15 protein-coding genes and 1 pseudogene are annotated in these 23,080 nt (G+C 57.1%); 14 read left to right on the top strand and 2 right to left on the bottom strand.

Annotated elements, in window-relative coordinates; genetic code table 11:
• A pseudogene (locus PEL01S_RS19605) lies at positions 1–412 on the top strand (bifunctional 3-deoxy-7-phosphoheptulonate synthase/chorismate mutase); the annotation flags it as partial.
• 59 nt (positions 413–471) lie between these two features.
• Here the strand turns inward: PEL01S_RS19605 and PEL01S_RS19610 are convergent.
• Entirely contained in the window at positions 472–1,389 is a 918-nt protein-coding gene (locus PEL01S_RS19610; RefSeq protein WP_127461499.1) for a LysR family transcriptional regulator, read from the bottom strand.
• Positions 1,390–1,604: 215 nt separating this feature from the next.
• Here PEL01S_RS19610 and PEL01S_RS19615 point away from each other — a divergent pair, with 215 nt between their 5' ends.
• The 8 genes from PEL01S_RS19615 (at position 1,605) to PEL01S_RS19650 (ending at position 15,259) form a co-directional block, all read left to right on the top strand.
• Entirely contained in the window at positions 1,605–2,519 is a 915-nt protein-coding gene (locus tag PEL01S_RS19615; protein ID WP_127461500.1) for an NADP-dependent oxidoreductase, read from the top strand.
• A gap of 114 nt (positions 2,520–2,633) precedes the next feature.
• On the top strand, positions 2,634–8,024 hold the full coding sequence (locus PEL01S_RS19620) for an OmpL47-type beta-barrel domain-containing protein (RefSeq protein ID WP_127461501.1): 5,391 nt from the start codon (positions 2,634–2,636) through the stop codon (positions 8,022–8,024).
• A 364-nt stretch (positions 8,025–8,388) separates the two neighbouring features.
• Positions 8,389–9,501, top strand: coding sequence for an RNA polymerase sigma factor RpoD (gene rpoD, locus PEL01S_RS19625; protein WP_127461502.1), 1,113 nt, complete (start codon positions 8,389–8,391; stop codon positions 9,499–9,501).
• Between the two features lie 329 nt (positions 9,502–9,830).
• The gene (gene add / locus PEL01S_RS19630; RefSeq protein WP_127461503.1) at positions 9,831–10,874 is read left to right on the top strand and encodes an adenosine deaminase; all 1,044 of its coding nucleotides are present in this window, start codon (positions 9,831–9,833) and stop codon (positions 10,872–10,874) included.
• A 244-nt stretch (positions 10,875–11,118) separates the two neighbouring features.
• Complete coding sequence (locus PEL01S_RS19635) at positions 11,119–11,886, top strand: DeoR/GlpR family DNA-binding transcription regulator (protein WP_127461504.1); 768 nt, start codon at positions 11,119–11,121, stop codon at positions 11,884–11,886.
• A 169-nt stretch (positions 11,887–12,055) separates the two neighbouring features.
• A complete protein-coding gene (locus PEL01S_RS19640) occupies positions 12,056–12,910 on the top strand; it encodes a DMT family transporter (protein WP_239551354.1) in 855 nt (284 codons plus the stop codon).
• 38 nt (positions 12,911–12,948) lie between these two features.
• Positions 12,949–14,070, top strand: a complete 1,122-nt coding sequence (locus PEL01S_RS19645) for a metallophosphoesterase family protein (RefSeq protein WP_127461505.1) — start codon at positions 12,949–12,951, stop codon at positions 14,068–14,070.
• A 172-nt stretch (positions 14,071–14,242) separates the two neighbouring features.
• Positions 14,243–15,259, top strand: coding sequence for an acyltransferase family protein (locus PEL01S_RS19650; RefSeq protein ID WP_063179366.1), 1,017 nt, complete (start codon positions 14,243–14,245; stop codon positions 15,257–15,259).
• Positions 15,260–15,521: 262 nt separating this feature from the next.
• Here the strand turns inward: PEL01S_RS19650 and PEL01S_RS19655 are convergent, their stop codons facing one another.
• Positions 15,522–16,589: a right-handed parallel beta-helix repeat-containing protein gene (locus tag PEL01S_RS19655; RefSeq protein WP_127461506.1), complete on the bottom strand. Its 1,068-nt coding sequence runs from the start codon at positions 16,587–16,589 to the stop codon at positions 15,522–15,524.
• A gap of 393 nt (positions 16,590–16,982) precedes the next feature.
• Here PEL01S_RS19655 and PEL01S_RS19660 point away from each other — a divergent pair, with 393 nt between their 5' ends.
• From PEL01S_RS19660 to PEL01S_RS19680, 5 genes are all read left to right on the top strand, one after another.
• The gene (locus PEL01S_RS19660; RefSeq protein WP_127461507.1) at positions 16,983–17,873 is read left to right on the top strand and encodes a LysR substrate-binding domain-containing protein; all 891 of its coding nucleotides are present in this window, start codon (positions 16,983–16,985) and stop codon (positions 17,871–17,873) included.
• Between the two features lie 154 nt (positions 17,874–18,027).
• A complete protein-coding gene (locus PEL01S_RS19665; protein ID WP_063179372.1) occupies positions 18,028–19,041 on the top strand; it encodes an LLM class flavin-dependent oxidoreductase in 1,014 nt (337 codons plus the stop codon).
• A 26-nt stretch (positions 19,042–19,067) separates the two neighbouring features.
• A complete protein-coding gene (locus PEL01S_RS19670) occupies positions 19,068–20,417 on the top strand; it encodes an LLM class flavin-dependent oxidoreductase (RefSeq protein ID WP_127461508.1) in 1,350 nt (449 codons plus the stop codon).
• A gap of 83 nt (positions 20,418–20,500) precedes the next feature.
• A complete protein-coding gene (locus tag PEL01S_RS19675) occupies positions 20,501–22,111 on the top strand; it encodes an ABC transporter substrate-binding protein (RefSeq protein ID WP_063179376.1) in 1,611 nt (536 codons plus the stop codon).
• Positions 22,112–22,132: 21 nt separating this feature from the next.
• Complete coding sequence (locus tag PEL01S_RS19680) at positions 22,133–23,059, top strand: ABC transporter permease (RefSeq protein WP_063179378.1); 927 nt, start codon at positions 22,133–22,135, stop codon at positions 23,057–23,059.
• Positions 23,060–23,080 lie beyond the last annotated feature (21 nt).

Here is a 23,080-nt window from a genome sequence, read left to right on the forward strand (position 1 = left end):
GGGCGACGTGCGCAAGCCGATTCTGCTCAAGCGCGGGCTGGCGGCGACGATCGACGAATTCCTGCATGCGGCCGAGTATATTTTGGCTCGCGGCAACACGCAGGTCATGCTCATCGAACGCGGCATTCGCACATACGAAAAGGCGACCCGCAATACGCTCGATATTTCCGCCGTGCCGATCCTAAAGCAGGAAAGCCATTTGCCGGTGCTGGTCGACGTCACGCATTCCACAGGACGCAAAGACATTCTTGCCCCATGCGCGAAAGCGGCTCTAGCTGCCGGTGCCGACGGGGTCATGGTCGAGGTGCATCCGGACCCGGCCACGGCATTGTCCGATGCCGCCCAGCAGCTCAATATTGAGGAGTTCGGGAACTTTTACGCTCAAGTGCGGGAGTCCGGGCTTCTTGGGTAGATGATATCGATTGGTAAAGCAAAACCGTCTGGAGATGTCCGGACGGTTTTTTTCTATCTTTATTTAACGGCGGCTTCCAGCTTGGGTGTCACGACCTGCTTCTGCTGCCCGGTAAAGTAGTCGACGACGAAATCGCGAAAGTTGCGGGCCGCCTTCGATAAATAACGCTTCTCATGCCATGCGAGCTGGAACGTGCGCTGACATACGGGCTGTTCGATATGCAGCAGCGTAAGCGGCACGGAGGTTGCGTTAATGTTGCATCCCCCTGCAAAAGCGACGCCCAACCCGGTGCGTACCAAGCTTGCTACGGCGGCAGGTTCGTCAACCCGGCAGACGAAGTTCGGCGAGATCCCCGCTTCGCGACAGAACGCATCGTTCATCTTTTGGAAAATAAACCCTTCCTTATACCCGATAAACGGCTCATCGGCTACCTCGCTTAACGCAATGCTGCCACGGTGCGCCAGACGGTGCCCCGGAGGCACGGCCAGATACACTTCTTCATGCAGGATAGCCACGGCATCGATGTCCGGCCCTTCGATGGGCATCGCCGAAAAGCAAAAATCGACCTCTCCGGCTTCGAGTAACTGTGCCATTTCATCCATGGAAGCTTGGGTCATGCGAAAGTTCACATTTGGGTAAACCGACAAAAACGCGCTTAAAGGGTCCGTCAGGCGATTCAGCGTGGACATGGCCAAGCTGATGCTTCCCTGCTCGCTGCCGGCCATATCGGCCACTTCCCGACGGCCTTCTTCCAACGCGTTCAGCGCGGTTTCCACTTTGTCCAGAAACGCTTTGCCGAACGAGTTAAGCCGGATTTGCCGGCCCTCGCGGTCGAACAACGGCACGCCCACATCGGCCTCCAGCCGGGAAATCGTTTTGCTGAGCGCCGGCTGTGCGATATGAAGCTCTTGCGCTGCTCTCGTCATATGCTCCAGCTTGGCGACCGTGCGAAAATAATGGAGCTGCAGCAGTTCCATCCTCGTTCACTCCTTTTCATTCCCATTCATTCATATACTCAAGGTTATATAATCTATGAGATAAGATGTATTTTTGTTTATTTATGTTCCAGTATAAAATAAATGCTGCAAGCGGGCAAATTCCGCGGAAAAAGATTTGTGGATAGGCACAAAGAGAAGCTGCGCGGGAACGGACCGTTCCTGCGGGCGGCGATAAAAAAGAGGAGGGGTTTGGTATGAAAGCAGCGGCGTTTTCTTCTCCGGGTACACCGGATGTGCTGCAAACGATGGAATTTGACGATCCTCAAGCGGGAGCGGGGCAGGTGAGGGTGCGCGTCAAGGCGGCTGGCGTGCAGCCGTTCGATCTGGCGCTGCGAAGCGGCTGGAGCCCTCCGCCCGGTATAACGGTACAGTTCCCGCAAATCCCGGGCAACGAATTCGCCGGGGTTGTCGATCAAGTCGGGGAAGGGGTCACCGGTTTTGCCATCGGCAGCGAGGTGATCGGTTACAAAATGCTGACCTGCTATGCCGAGTATGTGACGGTCGATGCCAGTCAAATCGTCGTCAAACCGCAGAGCATGCCTTGGGAGGTGGCGGGCGGCCTGTCCGGGGCAGGACAAGCGGCGTATACCGGGCTGAAGGAGATTGGTGCAGGTCATGGTGACACCGTATTGATCCATGCCGCTGCAGGAGCTGTCGGTACGATCGCCGTGCAGTTGGCCCAGGCTTGGGGAGCGACGGTCATCGGCACCGCCAGCGAGCGCAACCATGACTACCTGCGTTCGCTCGGCGCCATACCCGTCGCCTATGGAGAAGGTCTGGCCGACAGAGTGCGAGCTCTCGCTCCGCATGGAATCGATGCGGTGCTTGACGGGGCCGGAGGCGACGCCCTGCGCGTCTCGGTGGAATGGGTCCGGAACCGGGAGCGCATCGGTACCCTCGTCGGCTTCGACTTGGCCGAGGAATTGGGTATCCGCCCGATTCGCAGCCAGCGGTCGGCTGCCCGGTTGGCGGAACTCGCCGATCTGTACGAGCAGGGCAAGCTGCGCCTCCTCATTCGCAGCACATTCCCTCTGCACCAAGCCGCCGATGCCCACCGCGAAGTCGAAACCGGGCACGGGCGCGGCAAAGTTGTTCTAACGTTCGATTAGGGACGGGGAAAAAGAGGGCGGGCGGATTCCGCAAGTTTTTCCGTTTTTAACCGGTTTTAAACTCTCCGCGTTATGCTGTTAGGGTTAGCTTGATCATTCACAGGCGGAGAGGAGTTGTCGAACACGTTGTTGTCGCAATCATGGAACGGAAGAATACGGGGCCGGCCCGCGGTCATTCTGGCGGCTGCCGGGGTGTTGGTGCTGGCCGGACTGTGCGGCGAACGGCCGGCGATAGCGGCAGAGGGCTACCCGCCCCATCCGCTGCCCAAATACATCGTCACCCAGCTAGACTATACATTGGGGCTTAATCCCGATGGAACGGTGTCCGGTGACGGTCAAGTCCAATCCTTCAAGGTGTGGGGCTGGACGGACGTAGCGTCGCTCGATGCGGGACTGAAGCATGCCGTCGCGGTCACGAAGGACGGAAGGGTGTATGCGGCGGGGAAAAACGATGACACCGCTTGCTACTCCAGCGACGACTTGACCCAAAGAGCGACGCAATGGACGCAGATGAAGTCTGTGGCTGCAGGAGATTGCTTTACGGTGGGGCTGAAAAACGACGGAACCGTCGTCGGCCTCGGCAGGATGAACGGCTACGGCCAAATCAGCGATTTGTCGGAATGGTCCGGCATCAAGCAGATTGCCGCCGGCGATATGTTCACGGTCGGTTTGACCAATAGCGGCAAGGTTGTCATGAAGGGCAACACGGCTTATGGGCAGGGAAATGTCGGCGGCTGGACCAATGTCGTGCAGATCGCTGCCGGCGATACTTTCATTTTGGGGCTTCGAGCCGACGGAACGGTCGTATCGACGGGAGGTCCCGACGTATCCGGATGGAAAGATATCGTATGGATTTCTGGAGGCTCCTCGGTTGCGGCAGGCGTTACGAAGGACGGCAAGGTTGTCACGGCAGGCGATGTGTTCCCCGAAATTCAAGCGGAAATGGATAAGTGGACGGATATCATTCAGGTCTCGATCCGCCGTCAATCTCACGCCGTCGCCGTTCGTAAAAACGGACAGTCGGTGGCTGCCGCCCAAGCGCAAGGCTTCAATTACAAACCGAAGTTGAAATGGGTCTTGAAGCAATATGCGCCACAGACGCCTGGCTCGGTTGCTACTCCGTCGTCCCCTCGAAAAAAAGGGCCTGTCTCGCTGCAGTGGACACCCCCGGAGTGGGGGCTCGGCAGCGACCGCTACTATCAGGTGGAGTTTTACGACGGGAGCGCATGGACGCAAATTGGAGATCGGGTGACCGGTACTGAATTCACCTATGATATACCCGCAAGCGTCAATACCTCCGACGCCAAGTTTCGGGTGCGGGCAGGAACCGAATACGGCTTGTCGGAATATGTGACGACGAATCCGATTGTGATCGACAATCAACCGCCGCAAGCGCCGGTGATCACGGTCAGCTCGGAAGCGTGGAGCGAGCAGCCTATTCAGGTTACGATTGCGGAAAGTCCGGCGGTAAGCGGAGTGGACCGCACGGAATACCGGCTGAACGGCGGCTTGTGGCAGACCTACACGGCGCCGTTCACGATTGAAGCGGACGGAGAGACGAAGGTCGAGGCGAGAACTTGGAACAAGCTGGGGGAAGTCAGCGAAGCAAGTGCCAAGACGGTCCGGATCGACCGGCTTGGACCGGAGCCCCCGGTCGTGACAGCGGATGCTTCCGGCTGGACCCGCGCGGAGCAGGTAACGGTTACCGTGGCGGACGGCGCGGATGCGGGAATCGGCGTATTGCGCTCCGAGGTTCGGCTCGTTGCCTCCGACGGCACCGTCATATCGGATTGGGCCCCTTACGTGTCGCCCCTGACGATCCGGGAAGAAGGACGCTGGACCGTCCGCGCGCGGACGGTCGATAAGCTGAATCATGTAAGCGAGGAGAGCGCCTTCACCGTACTAATCGACCGGACCAAGCCGAGCGCTCCGGTCGTGACCCCGCAAACGTCCGACTGGATTGATGCGCCTGGCGTATCCGTCGCCGTCTATGGCGAGGACGGATTGTCAGGCTTGCAGCGTCTGGAGTATAAGCTCAGCGGCGGAGCGACCGCAGACTGGACGGAATATACCGGTCAGCTTCGGATCGAAGCGGAAGGTGAAATCGAGGTCCGGGTGCGCGCCATAGACAAAGCGGGCAACGTGAGCGACGAATCGTCCGCTATCGTCCGAATCGACCGGTCCGCCCCGGAGGCGCCGACGGTTACGGTCAGCGAATCCGGATGGACCCGCCGGGACGTCAAGGTTGACTTCGCAGGCACGGACCGCCTGAGCGGGCTGCTGAAATACCAAGTTAAGCTGGGGCCGGACAGCCCTTGGCAGGATGTGACTCCCGGCGATTCCGTTACCGTTACCGCCGAAGGCGAAACGACGGTTACGGCACGTGCGATTGACCGGCTGGGCCACGTCAGCGGGGAGGCTGCCGTTCGGGTCCGGATCGATCGTACGGCACCTACGGTTCCGTTCGTTACAACCGATGCACCCGGCTGGACGACCGGGAATGTGACGGTGGCCGTTTACGGAAGCACGGATGCCGTTTCCGGGACAGTCAAGTATCAGTACAAGCTGGGCCCGAACGGCGCATGGACCGATGTTCCGGGAACCGGCTTCACCGTGAGTGCCGAAGGCGAGACGCCCGTCTACGTGAGGGCATCGGACGAAGCGGGCAACGTGAGCGAAGAGGCGTATACTGTCGTTCGGATCGACCGGACGGCTCCGACCGCCCCGGTCTTGGCGCCAAGCGCGACAGGCTGGACAAACGATAAGGTTACCTTTACCGTGAGCGGCGGTGCGGATGCGGGCAGTGGGGTCGCGCGCTTGCAGTATCGAATCGGCCAAGGCGGGAGCTGGACCGATTACACGGGCACCGCGGTGACCGTCGAATCGGAAGGCGAAACGGCCGTTTTCGCCCGGGCCATAGACCGGGTCGGTTTGATCAGCGAAGAGGCTAGCGCGATCATCCGTATCGATCGGACGCCGCCGAACGTGCCGATCTTGTCGCTAAGCGAAAGCGGCTGGACGAACCGTCCCGTCACGTTCGAGGTTTACGGCAGCTCGGATACGGGAAGCGGTCTTGCGAAGTATATGGTGAAGCAAGGCGCGAACGGACCTTGGGCGGAATACCCGGGCACCCCGGTTGAAGTAAGCTCGGATGGAGAGACGCCGGTGTTTGCGCTGGCCGTCGACGCGGCGGGCAACCGGAGCACTGAAGCCCACGCGGTAATCCGGATCGACCGGGGGAAGCCGGTCATTTCGTTAAAAGGGGACAATCCGATGCTGCTGGAAGTTGGCACCCCCTATGCGGAGCCGGGCGCTGAGGCTCTGGATGCGCAGGACGGCGATCTGACCCGGCAAATGACCGTGACGGGTAGCGTCTATTCGGCCAAGCTTGGCACCTATGAGCTCCGGTACCGCGTATCGGACCGGACGGGGAATACCGCGGAAGCGACAAGAATCGTGCACGTTGTCGATACGACGAAGCCTGTAATCACGATCAGGGGAGCGAACCCGGCCATCGTCGCTTTGGGAGACTCCTACACCGATGCCGGCGCGACAGCGATGGACAATTACGACGGCGACTTAACGAGCCGGATGACCGTGACGGGCAGCGTATATACGAAGCAAATGGGAATCTACATGATCCGTTACAGCGTCAGCGACAGCTCCGGCAATGTGGCGGAAGCCGTCCGCACCGTTCATGTCGTGGACAAGGAAAGCCCTTATATCGTGCTGCTTGGCGAAAATCCGCTGGATTGGCAGGCCGGTACGGCCTATGTCGATCCGGGAGCCAAGGCGTTCGATCCGCAGGACGGTGACCTTACGGGCCGGATCGCGGTAACAGGCCATGTCGACGTAACGCGGCTCGGAAGCTACGTGCTCCAATATGATGTGACGGATCGGGCCGGAAATCCGGCGATTCCCGTAACCCGTACGGTACGGGTGAAGGATACGATCCCGCCGGTCATTACGCTGCGAGGAGAGCCGGAGATGTCTATAAGCTACGGCGCCTCCTTCGTCGATCCGGGCGCTGTAGCCATGGATAACTATGACGGGGATATCAGCGGCCGCATTCGGGTGGTCGGGACCATCGATTCCCGCAAGCCCGGAGTTTACGAGCTGCGCTATCAGGTCGAGGATTCGTCCGGCAACCGTGCGCTTGAAGTCGTACGCAAGGTCCGGGTACGTCCGGAAGAGGAAGAGAGCGGAAGCTCCGCTCCAAGTTCGCCGACGCCCGCCACTACGGCGCCAAGCGTTTCGGGACCTGGGCCTGCGGGCCAGCCGGATGCTGCCAGACCAGGCTTGTTCGAAGTCAACAGCCGGGCGGCTGAGCCGGATCTGTGGCTAACCGTCCGCGGAGAGGCATTCGCCGGGGCGCTTGCCCAAGCCCGCGGGACGGACGTAGTGCTGCCAATCGACGCTTCGCATGAAGCGGGCAAACGTTCGATCCGCGTCGATCTGCCTGCGGAATCGATTGTGGCGGCCGCGCAGGCGGCTGGGAAAAGGATCGTACTGCAAGGTGCGGAAGCCGGGTATATTTTACCTCCTGACGCCGTCGATCTGTCGTCGCTCGCCAAGCAGCTCGGGAGCGGTATCAAGGAATTGACGATCTCGGTGACGATGAGGCCGGTCACGGACCCCGATAGGCTGCAGAGCTTCAAACGGCAAGCGTCGGAAGCCGGCTATCGGCTTATAGCCCCGATTATGGATTTCGACGTAAGGGCCCGTACCGGTGGATCTGCCGCGTCGCTGAATGTTTTCTCCGTTTACGTTCCGAGGACGATCACACTTCAGGGAGCGGCAAATCCGGATGAAACGACGGTGATCCGTGTCCTGCCGGACGGTTCGATCAGCTTCGTCCCGGCGGTATTCTCCGGCGGTCAGGCGACCGTATTCAGCCGGATGAACGGCACTTACATGGTGCTTGTCCGGGAGAAAGGGAAGTTTCCCGATATAGCCGGACATTGGGCGGAAAAGGAAATCGACCGGCTAACGGCCAAGCTGCTCGTCCAAGGGATGACGGAAAGTTCCTTTAACCCGAATGCGGAAATCACCCGGGCGCAGTTTGCGGCTTTGTTGACGCGTGCGCTCGGCTTGCAGCCGATACCACCGCAAGGACGGTTCAAAGACGTGGCCGGAGCCGATTGGCATGCCGGAACGATTGAAGCCGCTCTGGAGGCCGGATTGATCGGCGGCTTCGACGACAGCACGTTCCGGCCGGATGCGCCGGTGACGCGGGAGCAAATGGCTGTTATGATTGCCCGGGCGATGACCCTTTCGGGCCTTAAGACGGACGGGTATGCTGACAAGGCTGAGGAGATGCTGCAGGGCTTCCGGGACCGTGAAAGTATCTCTTCATGGGCCCGAGACGGGGTGGCGAGAAATGTGAAGGCAGGCGTCATTACCGGCTTCACCGATACGAGCTATGCTCCGAATCGAAAGGCCAGCAGGGCGGAAGCCGCCGTGATGATCAGCCGCTGGCTTACCCTTGCCCAGTGGATCAATTAACGGAAACAGCAAGCATACGATGGAACAGGAGCGAAGGAGCCCCGCAGATGCGGGGCTCCTTTTTCTCATGGGGAAAGGCTAGACCCGAGACCCGGGCGGGGCCGTTTTCCTCTTGCCGCCGTAAGCCGGAATAAGGCTTCCTGCATCTCCGGTCGGATACGGTAAAAGCAAAAAACCGGCGTCCGCAAGAGCGAACGTCGGTTTCTATAGAAGGAGTTGAATTTCGATGGATTTTGTGTTAGAATGACGGTTAGCAGTTGAAAAAATGTGATATTCATCACTAATATCCAATATTATACTATCACATCTTCACGGCTTTGTCAAGATTTAATAAAGAGTGGGTTCGGAGAAGAGGGGGCAGCATATGGCGAACGATCAGCACAAGGAAGCGGAGACAGAGCTTACCTTAGATCGGGTGAAACAGCAACTCATCGCGCAAGGCAAAGAGCAAGCTTCGCTCACTTACAAAGAAATTACGGAGAAACTCGCTCCGTTCGATCCCGATCCGGAACAAATCAGCGAGTTCGTCGAGAAGCTTATCGAGCTGGGCATCGAGGTAGGCGGGGAACCGGAAGAGGACCCCGCATTCAGACCGGAGCACGAGGAACACGAACTGCTTCACGACGACCTGTCGCTCCCGCCGGGGATCAAGATCAATGACCCTGTGCGTATGTACTTAAAGGAAATCGGACGGGTGCCCTTGCTTTCGGGGGATGATGAAATCGAGCTGGCGGAACGGATTCAGCGCGGAGACGAAGAAGCGAAGCGCAGACTGGCCGAAGCCAACCTCCGTCTGGTCGTCAGTATCGCCAGACGCTATGTCGGCCGGGGCATGCTGTTCCTTGATTTGATACAGGAAGGCAACATGGGGTTAATCAAAGCGGTGGAAAAGTTCGACCACACCAAGGGCTTCAAATTCAGTACGTATGCTACATGGTGGATTCGTCAGGCGATTACGCGTGCGATTGCCGATCAGGCGAGAACGATCCGGATACCGGTACATATGGTGGAAACGATCAATAAGCTCGTACGCGTGTCCAGACAGCTGCTGCAGGAGCTTGGCCGGGAAGCGACCCCGGAAGAAATTGCGAAGGAAATGGATTTGACGCCCGATAAAGTACGGGAAATTATGAAGATCGCGCAGGAGCCCGTTTCGCTCGAAACGCCGATTGGCGAGGAGAACGATTCAAACTTGGGCGACTTCATCGAAGACCAGGAGGCGCTTGCGCCGGCGGACGCGGCGGCTTACGAGCTGCTGAAGGAGCAACTGGAGGATGTGCTTGACACGCTTACGGAGCGGGAGGAGAACGTGCTGCGACTTCGTTTCGGACTCGATGACGGCCGCACGCGAACGTTGGAAGAAGTGGGCAAGGTATTCGGTGTGACCCGGGAGCGTATCCGGCAGATTGAAGCCAAGGCGCTGCGCAAGCTCAGACATCCGAGCCGCAGCAAGCGGCTGAAAGATTTTATGGATTGATCTTTATTCGTGCGGCGAACGCAGGAAGTCGTGCTCTTGGAGCACGGCTTTTTTTGTCCAATGATTTGGGCGAATAAATTCTCATTAAACCTGAGGAGGATGTCATGAGAAGCACGAAGAAAAGCCGGATCGGGAAAGCGTTACTGTAATTGCGATGAGCCTGTCGGTTGCCGACTTTTTAAGTGTTATATAAATGTCAGATTTTTCGAAAAAAATAAGCTGCATGCAATTTATGTAAGTTATATTGACATTCACATAACGCCGACATATAGTATAACTCAATAACTGAACTGAGGAGATAAACAAAGTAAAGGGAAAGGGTGAACGGAATGAAAACGAGCGACCGTATGGAGTGGCTGCGCTTGCTGCCGAAGGTTGACCTGCACTTGCATCTGGACGGCAGCGTCAAGCCGGAGACGGTTCTTGAGCTAGCCGCCGCGGAGGGAATCCGGCTGCCCGCCGATACGCCGGAAGGCCTGATTCCTTACATGCAGGTTGATGAGCCTTGCGACAGCTTGCGGGCGTACCTCGGGAAATTCGAGTTTGTCGGGCGGTTCCTGCATCGGCACGAAGCTCTGGAACGGGTGGCGTTCGAGGTTGTGGAGCAGGCGGCGGTGCACGGGTGCCGCTATATCGAGGTACGATTCGGCCCGCAGCTGCATCGCAATCGCGGCATGACGCTGGATGAAGTCATTGCCCGCGTCATCACCGGGTTGAACCAAGGGGAAGCGCAGTTTGGCGTGAAAGCCAACGGGATCGTCTGCTGTCTGCGGCATCATGGGCAGCTCGATAATATGGAAGTCATCGAAGCCGCTTCGCGTTTCCAAGGCAGAGGGATCGTGGGCGTGGATTTGGCCGGCGACGAAGGGACATACCCTGCCCGGCTTCATCGCGAGCTGTTTGCCCTGGCCCGCCGCAAAGCGCTGCCGGTGACAATCCACGCCGGGGAAGCGGCCGGAGCCGATAGTGTGTACGAAGCGGTCGATTGTCTGGGGGCGGCCCGGATCGGGCATGGCGTCCGAATGAAGGAAGATCCTGCTGTTCTGGAACTGGTCAAGGAGCGGCAGATTCCGCTTGAAATGTGTCCGGTGAGCAACATTCAGACGAGAGCCGTCTCCGGATGGGATGCTTACCCGATCCGCGAATACTTCGATCAAGGAATACCGGTGACGATCAACACCGACAATCTCACGGTATCTGGCACGAATCTCACGAAGGAATATTATATCCTGACGGAAAAGTTCGGGTTTACCCCGGTAGAGATCGGCAAGCTGCTGTTAAACGGGCTGGAAGCGGGCTTCATGGAAGAGGCGGACAGACGCGAGCTGCGCCGGCACTTTCTTCAAGTGTTGACCGAGCTGAATATTGCCTGATAGGCTGCGGCCCGTATGGCGGCGGACTCCCGAGCGGAGACCGCTGCTTTTTTTTGCGTGGAAGGGTAATCCCGTTTGTATCCAGAAACGGATACCGTCATACAAATGCTCTAGGAGGGGCGTTTCCTTCCGTAAGCGGAATGCCGTTCGATGTGCAAATGTTTGTGTTTGCTTTTATTTATGGTAGACTACTTGCATAGAGAAGTGCGGCGTGCCCGTCATTTCACGGAGAGGAGGGAGCGGGTTGTTCGCTGAGCAAAGGCATCAAGCGATTATTCAAAAAATAAACCACGAGAAGTCGATCAAGGCGTCAGACTTGATAGAGCTGTTCGGCGTATCGTTCGAAACGGTCCGGCGCGATCTGGAGCATTTGGAGAAGGCGGGGTACTTGAAGCGCGTCCATGGCGGCGCGATCCTGAAGGAGTGGGATTACCGCGAAGAGATTCCGATGACCGTCCGGGAAAAGGTCCATTTGGACGGGAAAAACGAGCTGTCCGAAATTGCCGCGCGGTATGTGACAGAGGGGCAGTCCATCGCCCTTGACGTTAGCACGACCAATACGCAATTCGTCAAAGCGCTGAAGAAAAAAATCGAACGGTTGACGATCATTACGAATTCGCTGCCGATCGCAAACGAGCTGGTCCATATGCCGGGATATACGATCATTTTGATCGGGGGCGTGATCCGCAACGAAGAGCAGGGCATGATCGGGGATTTGGCCGAGGAGTTCGCTTCCCGGTTCCATGCCGATTTATTTTTTATGAGCATGAGCGGCGTCACGTTGACCGAAGGCGTCACGGACTACGGTCTCGGCGAAGTGCAGATGAAGAAAATCATGCTGAAGAACGCCAAACGGACGATTGCGCTCGCCGACAGCAGCAAGTTCGAGGCGGTTTCGCTGATCAAAGTGTGCGGCTGCGCGGAGATCGAACGGTTCGTGACCGATTCGAACATCGATCCGGCTATCGTGAACAAATATAAAAAGCACGGCGTCGAGATCGTCTATAAATAGACGAAACCGTCCCGGCAAATAAGCAGTAAGCCTGAAGTCCCGGAGCTTGTCCGGGACTTTTTGTTTTGGCTGTGGCGGGTTCGGTTTGTGGAGAAAATAATATAAGTCGTTGTAAATGTGTGTATATGTGTGTTATTATGTTGGAAAAGTTGAAAATCTCGGGAGGTGCTTGAAAATTTTACTTTCATTGCTCCTTGTGATCGGATCGGGCATGTCGCACGCGGTGTGGAATTTGTTCGCCAAGCAAAGCGAGGATAAAAGCGCGTTTCTGTGGGCGATCTTCATGCCTACGACGCTCGGACTTATACCTTACCTTGTTCTTGAGCTTATCCGGACGGGGATTCCGGCCGAAGCCTTTCTTTTCATCGTTGCATCCTTGCTTGCGCAAAGCGCTTACGCTCTGCTGCTGTCCCATACCTACAAGCTGGGGGACTTGTCGCAGGTGTACCCGGTGATGCGGGGAACGTCCACGCTGCTCATTCCCGCGACGGGAGTCCTCTTCTTGGGGGAATCGTTACCGCCCTGGGGGTGGCTGGGGATCGGCTGCATGCTTCTGGGCTTTGTCGTCATGAGCGGGCGGAAGCAGGAAACGGAACGCGGGCCTGCGGTCTGGAAGCCTGTCCTGTTCGCGCTGTCGGTCGGACTCTGCATTACCTGCTACACGCTGATCGACAAGCAAAATTTACAGTATTTGTCGCCACTGTCGCTTCTCGCCGTCTCCAATATCGGATTCGTACTCGGTTTGACCCCGGCCGCTTTGTCTTCCGGGAGATTGAAACGAGCGGTGCGCGGGCAGGGGAAGATCGTGCTGCTCGGATCGCTTTTGTCTCCGGGTTCGTATTTGTTGTTTTTGCTCGCGATGAGGCATGCTCAAGTGTCCTATATTGCGCCGCTGCGGGAAATCGGCATCGTTTTCGGCACGCTGCTGGGCCTGACCGTGCTCAAAGAACGGCAGGGGGCAAGAAGGCTCGCCGCATCGGTCATCGTCGTCGCAGGGATCGTCATGATCGCCAGTTCCGGGTAACCGATATCCTCATTTCGACTTGAAGGGAAGCGCTGGACATGAAAACGAAAACCGTCTACGAAACGAAGATCGGGCCGCAGCTGCCCGATTATATGAACGCCGAAATGGATCGTGTCGTTAAGCGATGGGACGAGCTGCCGCAGGAAGAAGCGCTCCGTCTTCTCTTCGTCACCGATCTTCATCACTGGAAAGGCGGGAACCAGCTTCGCACGGCCCGGGCCATTCAAGAGCTGACGCGCCGGCTGCCGCTTGACGCGGTCGTCTGCGGCGGCGACCACAGCTTGAACGGGCCGCTGGACGATTTTATGGAGTCGCAGCGTGAAATTATGCGCGAGCTGTCGGCAGCGGCATGCCCGGTGCTGCCGCTCAAGGGCAATCACGACGACAATTCGATTCACGACTTCTATCATCATCCGGGGAGCGCGGGTCACGTGGTCTTTCCGGGGGACAGCTTTGACTTATACGTGCAAGAACGGCAGGACGCCGTTACGCTGGACCCGGAGCATCCGCTGGGCTTGTACTATTTCTGCGACATCCCGGAGAAGCGGGTGAGGATTGTCGTGCTGAACATCATCGACATCCCTTACTGCGTGACGGAAAAGGGGAATTTGCAGGTTAACGGCCAGTGGAAGTACGCCTTCTCGGACAGGCAGCTCAACTGGGTGGCGCATAAAGCGTTTGACTTCAGCAGCAAGGCTGATGCGCAGAACTGGCGCGTCGTTTTGTTCTCGCACGCGTCTGCTTTGCAGGAGGGTGTATTCGGGGGCGATCACGGCATCGAGAACGACGAAGCGATGTGGGGTATTATGAAAGCGTTCCGGAACGGTACGGCTTACCGTTCATCCCGCGAAGGGGAGTTCGGTTACGACGTGGAGGCCGATTACTCCCAGCAGGGTCCCGGGGGGCTGATCGCCAGCTTTTTCGGCCATGTGCATTTTGATCAAATGCTGCTCAAAGACGGCATTCGCGTCATCTCCACCTTGAACGCGTATACGAAGCAAGATTTCGAAGAGGCTCCGGCCCGGACGGAGGGGACGGTTAGCGAAACGGCGTTCGATCTGATCACGATTCCGGTACGGGGGAGCGAAGGCAAGGTGTATTTGACCCGCTTCGGCGCAGGCGAGGATCGGGTGGCGGATTATCGGCTGCACGGGCAGTAAAATGAATAAGCCATTCGGATTAGCTTTCTGCGTCTGACTGGGGAGTGGCTTCCGGTGGCTGTCCACATCCCATTCGGAAGACCTACAGTTTTCGACAAATGAACCTATTTTATCCTCCTTCCAAATTTAGTATCGTTTTAGCAGGGTTACGAAACTGGAAGGAGGAACGGTCGTGCAGGAGCGCAGAAAATGGATTGACGTATCCAGGGGGTTAAGTATCATCCTGGTCGTATTGGGGCATTCGGGGAATGAGTTGATCGACGATTATCTCGGTTGGTTCCGTATGCCGTTGTTTTTTCTGGTGAGCGGGCTTTTGTTCAAAAGCGTTATGCCGGACAAGTACATATCGTGGGCGCTGAGACGTATTCGAATGTTCATGATTCCCTATTTCGCCTATGGGATTGTCATTGCAATGCTGGTCGCAGCCAAGCTGAGAGATCCGTTATCCGTTCCCCGCGATATTTGGAATCTCATTTACGGAGGAACGGTGTTAGGCGGATGGTACGGCGTCTTCTGGTTCATCACCTGTTTGCTGCTTGTGCATCTTTTGATGGGGTTTCTTACCCGATATCCGGTTAAGGTACAAGCGGCAGCGGTGCTTATGTCCTATATCGCCGCTCATTTCGTCAGCATGACGCCTTTGGCCGAAGTGGACATCCCTTGGAATGCGGATGTGGCGCTTATGGCGATAGCGTTCTTTTTTCTGGGCTATACCTTTAAGTCCCAGTTGGCTGCCGGATTGGAGGGGGGGATCTGGTTTATTCCAGCGGTGCTCATTTCGGCAGCTGCTATTGTTCTTGATAAAGAACAAATCTTGATTTTCCGAATGGATATGAAGATGAAGCTTTATACCCAGCCGGTGCTGGATCTTATTATTCCGCTGGCGTGCGTCCTTGTCGTGCTTCAATTGTGCTACTGGATATCGCGCTGGCCGGTATCGTCCGCTCTGGCGTTTTTAGGAACCGTGACCATTACGATCATGTACCTGCACATTCCGATCAATATCGTGCTAAAGTACGGCTTAGGCTTGGAGTACGGCTCGTTTGTGTTTACGCTGGCCGGCGTCTTGCTTCCGTTAGGGGCCGCTTGGCTCATGTCCAAATCGTCCTTGCTGACCATGCTTTTCCTGGGTCAACAGGGCTTCGGAAGGAAGGATAAGATCCAAGGCAAGCTGAAGGCGGCAGGTTGAGCTTATCGAGAAAGTGGTCAATGAGGTAATAGAGGTTAGGAGGTGGCGGGGTATCTACTTCCGGTCGCTGCTCCACCCCACAAAGTGAAGTTGAATCGAGGAAGCTTAATCCGATTACTTTGCGGGGACCCCGGGTCCGCGGGAAATTTGATTTGAAGCCGCTTAATAGCGGGTATTTCCCGCAGACAAAGGCGAACGCTATCGCTCCTACAGTAGATACCCGCTCAAGGCCAGCCGAATGGCTGGCCTTTGCTCGTGAATCTTACTGGTACGTATCACCGCCCTCGCCGTTCCAGGTCATCTCTGTGAAGGCGGACGGCGCGACGGTGGTGATCGTGGCGGAGCCCGACGTTTTAAGCCCTCCCGCGACGCCGGTCATCGTATAATCCGAATACAGCTTCGTCGAGCCGAAGTTCGTATGAATCATCGCGCCGCCGAGATTCGAAGCGGTCACGGCTTTGAGCTCAAGATTGCTGCCGTACGATACGCCGTCGGAAGCGGTCATTTTGTTGGCGCGGAAAGCTTGGCCGGTCCCGGCGTTGTTTTTTACTGTCGTACCGATCACCTGCACGTTGTTCGCGCGGATGAACAAGCCGTTGTTTCCTAAGGTGGACTCCAGCACGGTGTTTTTGAAATCGACCGTGCTTCCGATCACCTTGATGTGGTGCGTGCCTTCCTTGAAGTCGAATCCGTCGTTTTTGGTCAGAATGGCCTTGCAGTTCAGGAACGTGATGTAGCCGCTCCGGTCCGCATCCGGCTTCGTCTGCCAGTTCTGATCGGCATCCCCTACGTAGAACCCTTCCCCGAATTTCCCGCTTTGCCCGGTAGATTCCGCCGTGCAGTTTTCGAGAAGCCAGTATTGACTGTTTTTGCGGATTTTAAAAGCCTCGCCCAGCGTATTCTTCACCGTCACCTTCGTAAGATAGCCGTGCGAGGCTTCGATCAGAATACCTTTGTTCGATTTGGCATTCGAGTCAATCGTGATGTTCTCCAGCTTGTAATAGTTGTTTTTAATATGAAAAGCCGCATTGCCCGCAGTTTCGGTAAAGTTGAAGACCGCGCCGCTGCCCGTTCCCCGGATCGTAATATATTTGCCCGCGCTACCGTTGACCGACGTCGCAATCGTGCCGTCCGATACGGCATACGTGCCTGATACTTCAAGGATATCACCCGGCTGGGCGCCGGCCAAATAGCTGCGCAGAGCGGCTACGTCGCCGGGAGGTACGGTTTTGGTCGCAGCCCATGCGATATGCGCGGGCGCTTCGAAAGCGAGAAAGGCAAAGCATACGATAAATGCTAATGAGAGTACTGCGTATTTTCTAACGAACATCAGAACACGTCCTTTCGAATGAATAGCTTTATAGACTGTAAAGCTTTGTCAAAGTTCCGCACCGGCCGGCCGGTTGTGCTGCGGACTTTCGAACCGTCACCCCTTTCGCGAACCGTGCTGCCAAAGACGACACGTCGGAAGCGTTTTCGTTAAACGCCGCCAATTTTCGGATCGAATCCGCCGTTCGGACCGCTTGGAAAAAACAGGCCGCCTTTCCTATAGCTTAACGGATTTGCGCATCTGCCGAAATGGCGGAAACTCAACTACAATTGACGGATATTGCTTTGTTCGTCAATTTCGTTCGAACATAAATTACACTATTCCTAATGGAATACTTGTGATATATTGATTTTTAACAAGTTCGCCAAGAGCTGGAAGGAGGAGGGAGCGCTCGTGAATATTGAGAATCTCGAGGCGTTCGTCTATGTCATTCATTTCAACAGCTTTAACAAAGCGGCCGACGCATTGTTCTTGTCCCAACCGTCCATTACCGCCAGAATCCAGTCGCTGGAGCGCGAATTGGACGTCAAGCTTTTCGATCGGGAGGGCAGACATTTCTCGCTGACGGACAAGGGCAAGCAGTTTTTGCCCTACGCCCAGCAAGTGCTGCAGACCTACAAGAAAGGCAAGCAGCAGCTGCGGCAAATGAACGCCGCGCCTCACGAGCTTCGGATCGGCTGCACCGTATCCGTAGCCAATTATATGATCCCGGAGCTGGTGCCCCTCTTTAAGCAAAAATACCCCGATCTCCAGTTAAAATTAGTGACGGCTTCGAGCGAGTTGATCCTGGAAAAGCTGCTGAACAAGGAAGTGGACGTCGGGCTTGTGCGCAACATTACGCACCCGCATGTGGACTCCGTCCGATTCTACGAGGACCCGATCCGCCTCTTCGTATACCAGGGGCATCCGTTTACGAGTCAGGACCGCATTGCGCTGGAGGAGATCGGGAGCGAGCCGATCGTGTTTTTCGAATGTGGAGCCCTTGATTGGATGAAAATTCACCGGCTGTTCGATACGCTCGACCGCCCGCCGAATATCGAGCTTCAGCTCGACAACCTGGAGACGGCCAAGAAGCTGGTGCTGAAAGAAATGGGAATCAGCTTCCTGCCGGAGCTGTGCGTGCGTAAGGAAGTGAAGGAAGGGCTGCTGTGGCCGGTCGACATTCCTTCCCTCGCCGGCATCACCCTGCGCACCAATCTCGTTTCGCTCAAAGGGGAAGGCTCGGCTCTCGGCAAAATGGTGCTGGAGCTCAGCCGGGAGATCGATTGGAAACGAAATGCTTAAATCGAATTGTTCGATATAAGAATAGAAATCCTCTATTACGTACCCCGTTGACGGACTACAGGGGGCGGTGATAGACTTTTTTTAACCAAATAAAACCGACAAAACCTATTGGATTATATTTAATTCAATAGCCGGATTACAGGAGGGATGGACGATGGGGCTGAAGCTTAGCATCTTGGATCAAAGTCCGTTTGACGAAGGAAAAACGGCAGTCGACGCGTTCCGGCATACGGTGGCTTTGGCGCGCAAAGCGGAGGAGCTCGGCTACCACCGGTTCTGGGTGTCCGAGCATCACGATTCGGCCGCCGTCGCAGGCTCTTCCCCGGAGGTGCTGATCGCTCACTTGCTCGCGCAGACGGAGCGGATTCGTATCGGCTCCGGCGGGGTCATGCTGCAGCACTACAGTCCGTACAAGGTGGCGGAAAATTTCAATGTGCTTGCCTCGCTCGCCCCGGGACGGGTGGACCTCGGCATCGGCCGGGCGCCGGGAGGACTTCCCCGCTCGACGAAGGCGCTCCAGCAGGAGACGGCCGGGCAAAGCAGGCCGCTGGCGGATAAGCTGATCGAGCTGGAGCAGCATTTGACCGATACGATCCCCGGCGATCATCCGCTGCATGGGCTTAAAGCGATTCCGCTGCCGGCCCAGCCCGCGGACTTGTACCTGCTCGGAACGACGCCGGCCAGTGCGGAGCTTGCGGCGAGCCGGGGCATCCCCTACGTCTTCGCGCAGTTTATTAACGGGGACGAGACTGTCGTCCGGCAATCGCTGGACACGTACCGGAACCGGTTTGCTCCCCGAAAGTCCGCCCGACCGGAGGCCATTCTCGCACTGTCGGTCATTGTGGCGGATACGGACGAGGAAGCGAAACGCCTTGCCGCCGACGCCAAGCTCGTGAAAATTCATCTGGAGAGCGGAAGGACGATCACCGTCAAAACCGTAGAGCATGCGGAAGAATTCGGACGGCAAAGCGAGGAGAAATATACGATCGAAGTTAAGGATGCCGACGTCGTGCACGGCTCCAAGGAAACCGTGCGCGCCAAGCTGCTGGACATCCAGCGGAAGTACGGCGTGGACGAACTGATTTTGATCCTCGCCCTGAAGGAATTCGAACAGCGGCTTCAGGCGCTGTCGCAGCTCAAGGAAGCATTCGCCGAAACGGTCGTATAAACGAGGAGAACGAGGGAGGAATCGGTATGACAAGCGCAAGAAAGCTGAAATTGGGCGCAATCATCCACGGCGTCGGGGGGAATATGGCGGCTTGGAGACACCCGGATATTCGGTCTGACGCCAGCGTCAGCTTCGAGTTTTACACGCAGCAAGCCCGCAAGGCCGAAGAAGGCAAGTTCGATCTGGTGTTTATCGCCGACGGCTTGTTCATTAACGAAAAGTCGATTCCGCACTTTCTGAACCGGTTCGAGCCGATTACGATTTTATCCGCGCTCGGCGCGGTCACTTCGAAGATCGGGCTCGTTGGCACCTTGTCGACCTCCTACAGCGAACCGTTTACGGTCGCGAGGCAGTTCGCTTCCCTCGATCATATCAGCGGAGGCCGGGCCGGTTGGAATGTGGTCACCTCTCCGCTGGAAGGCTCCGCCCTCAACTACGGCAAAAAAGAGCATCCTTCGCACGATTTGCGCTACAAGATCGCCGAGGAATTTTTGGAGGTGGCCCGCGGGCTATGGGACTCCTGGGAGGACGACGCGTTCGTGCGGGATAAAGCTTCGGGTGTATTCTTCGATTCGGACAAAATGCACCGGCTCGACCACAAGGGACAATTTTTCTCCGTACAGGGCCCGCTGAACATTGCCCGCTCCAAGCAGGGGCACCCGATCGTATTCCAGGCGGGTTCGTCGGACAGCGGACGCACCTTGGCGGCCAAGACGGCTGACGCGGTATTCACCGGGCACGAGTCGATCGAGGACGCCAAGCGCTTTTACCAGGACGTGAAGACGCGTGCCGCCGCATACGGCCGCAGCGCCGACGATATTCTCATCTTCCCGGGCATCGGGCCGATCGTCGGGCGGACGCAGGAGGAGGCCGAGCGAAAATACGAAGAGATCGCGAACCTCATGACGATCGAGAACGCTCTGAATTACCTGGGCCGCTTCTTCGACCATTTCGACTTCTCGCAATTCCCGCTCGACGAACCTTTCCCGGATTTGGGCGATGTCGGCAGCAACAGCTTCCGCAGCACGACGGACAAAATCAAGCAGACGGCCAAGGAGCAGCGATTGACGCTGCGGCAGGTGGCGCTCCAGACGGCGACGCCGAAAGGCCAGTTTATCGGGACGCCGGAGAAGGTGGCCGACCTCGTTCAGCAGTGGTTCGAGGAGAAGGCGGCCGACGGATTTATTATTCATTCGAGCGTGCCGGGAGGACTTGACGATTTCGTCGAGCTGGTCGTACCGATTTTGCAGGAGCGGGGAATATACCGGGAGGAGTACGAGTCCGACACGCTGCGTGGGAATTTGGGCCTTGCCAAGCCGGAAAACCGCTATACGCTCGCCAGACGAACGCCGCAAGATTTTGTGAAAAGCTGCTGATCGGACTCGATCATCGCTTGCGATTTTATGCTCATGGATTGGAGAGGGTCCCAGTGAAACGGTCACGGTTACTACGGCCATGGATGCTTGCCGCAGCTTTGCTTCTGCTTACGGCAGGCTGCGGAGGCGAATCGGGCGTCAAGCCCTTGTCAGGAGGGCAGGCGGGAGAAACGCAGTCAGGCGGCGAATTGACCTACGGCCTCGCCACGTCGCCATCGGGGCTGGACCCGAACGTCGTGCCGGGGGCCGTCGATTACCGGGTGATGCGGGCGCTGTACGACAGCTTGGTCGTGCAAATGCCCGATCAATCGATCAAGCCGTGGCTGGCGACGGAATGGACGGTCTCCCCGGACGGCAAAAGCTACACCTTCAAGCTGCGCGAGGACGTGAAGTTCCACGACGGCACGCCGTTCAATGCTGCAGCCGTCAAGTACAATTTTGACCGCATCGTCAATCCGGCGACCAAATCCCGGTTTGCGGTGACGCTGATCGGACCTTACGAATCGTCGGAAGTGATCGACGACTATACGGTCAAAGTCAGCTTGAAATCGCCCTACAGCGCTTTTCTGAGCAGCTTGAGCCAAGCGTTTCTCGGTATCGTCTCGCCGGCGGCAGCGGAGAAGCACAAGGACCAGCTGGCCAAGCATCCGGTTGGCACCGGCCCGTTTACATTTACCGGCTGGACGGAGAATGCGGCGATTCGGTTGGAGAAAAACCCCGACTACAAGTGGGGGCCTCCGATTGCCGAACATGCCGGTCCTGCGCGCATCGACAAGCTGACCTTCAAAATCATTCCGGAGGAAGCGACCCGCATCGGCAGCGTGCAGAGCGGGCAGGTGTCGGCCGTCGAGACGGTTCCGCCGCAAAATCTCGTGTCGCTCAAGGGTGATCCGAACGTCAATCTGCTGCAAGCCGAGTCGACGGGCATTCCGTATACGCTCATGCTGAATCAGCAGCACCCCCCATGGAACGAGCTTAAAGCGCGCAAGGCCGTACAACTCGCCATCGACTTCGATGCGATCGTCAAGACACTTTATCTTGGGACATATCCGAGGGCATGGTCTCCGTTGTCGCCGTCTATGCTAGGGTATAATGCTTCGCTCGAACAGGCCGTGAAGCCGGACATCGCCAAAGCGAACGCGCTGCTCGACGAGCTTGGGTGGGCACGCGGAGCGGATGGCATCCGGGCGAAGGACGGCAAGCCGCTCACGCTTCATTACATCGACGGCTCGCCCAACCGGGAGAAGCGCAACGATATCGCCGCCATGATCCAGCAGCAGTTGAAGCAAGTCGGCATTGCCGTCAACGTCGAGCTGCTTCCGGACACGACCCATGCGGTCATGGTCAAGGGGACGAACGATCTGGTCGGCGTCAGCAACGTGTCGGGTGACCCGGACATTTTGCGCAGCTTCTTCCATACGAGCGCCGTTCCGACGCCGGAAAAATGGGGACACAACCATACCCGGCATTCCGACCCGCAGCTGGATCAATGGCTGGAGGAAGGGCTGAGGGAGCAGGACCCGGCGAAGCGCGCGGAAATTTACAAAAAGGTGCAGAGCTATGTCGTGGACAACGCCTACGGGTTCCCGGTTTACGTGTTCCCGTACACGGTGGCTGCCGCCAAATCAGTTCGCGGATTGAAATTCGATTCCCTCGGCTATCCGCTCTTCTATGACGTGACGGTGAAAAAATAACGACGGAAGGAGCCGGTTGCTATGGCTGGGGTGATCGTTCAGCGTCTCTTATCGTCCGTTTTGGTCATTGTCGGAGCGTTGATCCTCGTCTTCTTCATCCTGTACTTGCTGCCGGGCGATCCGGTCCTGATCATGCTCGCCGGGGCGCCAGCCAGCCCGGAAACGGTGCAGAACTTGCGTCACCAGCTCGGGCTCGATCAGCCGGTATGGGTTCAGCTTGGAACGTACCTCTGGGATATGCTTCGCGGAGATTTCGGCCGCTCATTGGTCAGCGACGACCCGGTACTGCCGAAAATTTGGGAGCAGTTTCCCGCTACCGCTCTTTTAACCTTGGTCAGCTCATGCATCGCCGTTGCGTTTGGTGTCATGCTCGGAGTGCTCTCAGCAATCCATAAGGGACGCGCGGTTGATCTGTTCGCCCGGATCGTCAGCCTGTTCGGCATCTCGATGCCAACGTTCTGGTCGGGCATTCTGCTCATTCTGATCTTCTCGGTGCAGCTTCAGTGGTTGCCCGCTATGGGCTCGGAAGGCGTCCGGACGCTGATTTTGCCTGCTCTGACGCTTGGCCTTGTCGGCGCCGGGTTTATCGTACGGATGGTGCGTAACAGCATGCTGGAGGTGCTGGGCGAGCCGTTTATCGTTACGCTGCGCTCCAAGGGACTGCCGGAACAAATCGTCATGTACCGTCACGCGCTGCGCAACGCGCTCATTCCGGCCATCACGATGGTCGGAATTCAGATCGGCGAATTGATGGCGGGGGCCGTCGTGATCGAAACCGTCTTTTCCCGGCAGGGCATCGGGCGCCTGCTGGCGGATGCCATTACGGCCAAAGATTTGCCCGTCGTTCAGGGCGTCGTCTTTTTTACCGCGATTGCGTATGTGGTCGTGAACCTGCTCGTAGATATTTCGTACTCGATCGTCGATCCGAGGGTAAGACGCTCACTTTAAACCGAGTAATCCGGAAGGAAA

It is taken from the genome of Paenibacillus elgii NBRC 100335 (assembly GCF_004000865.1).
Lineage (GTDB): Bacteria > Bacillota > Bacilli > Paenibacillales > NBRC-103111 > Paenibacillus_G > Paenibacillus_G elgii.

Bases quoted from the DNA above. Each gene is read 5' to 3' on its own strand.
- PEL01S_RS19610 (WP_127461499.1), bottom strand. From the start codon at position 1,389: ATGGAACTGCTGCAGCTCCATTATTTTCGCACGGTCGCCAAGCTGGAG.
- PEL01S_RS19615 (WP_127461500.1), top strand. From the start codon at position 1,605: ATGAAAGCAGCGGCGTTTTCTTCTCCGGGTACACCGGATGTGCTGCAA.
- rpoD (WP_127461502.1), top strand. From the start codon at position 8,389: ATGGCGAACGATCAGCACAAGGAAGCGGAGACAGAGCTTACCTTAGAT.
- add (WP_127461503.1), top strand. From the start codon at position 9,831: ATGAAAACGAGCGACCGTATGGAGTGGCTGCGCTTGCTGCCGAAGGTT.
- PEL01S_RS19645 (WP_127461505.1), top strand. From the start codon at position 12,949: ATGAAAACGAAAACCGTCTACGAAACGAAGATCGGGCCGCAGCTGCCC.
- PEL01S_RS19655 (WP_127461506.1), bottom strand. From the start codon at position 16,589: ATGTTCGTTAGAAAATACGCAGTACTCTCATTAGCATTTATCGTATGC.
- PEL01S_RS19665 (WP_063179372.1), top strand. From the start codon at position 18,028: ATGGGGCTGAAGCTTAGCATCTTGGATCAAAGTCCGTTTGACGAAGGA.
- PEL01S_RS19670 (WP_127461508.1), top strand. From the start codon at position 19,068: ATGACAAGCGCAAGAAAGCTGAAATTGGGCGCAATCATCCACGGCGTC.
- PEL01S_RS19675 (WP_063179376.1), top strand. From the start codon at position 20,501: ATGCTTGCCGCAGCTTTGCTTCTGCTTACGGCAGGCTGCGGAGGCGAA.
- PEL01S_RS19680 (WP_063179378.1), top strand. From the start codon at position 22,133: ATGGCTGGGGTGATCGTTCAGCGTCTCTTATCGTCCGTTTTGGTCATT.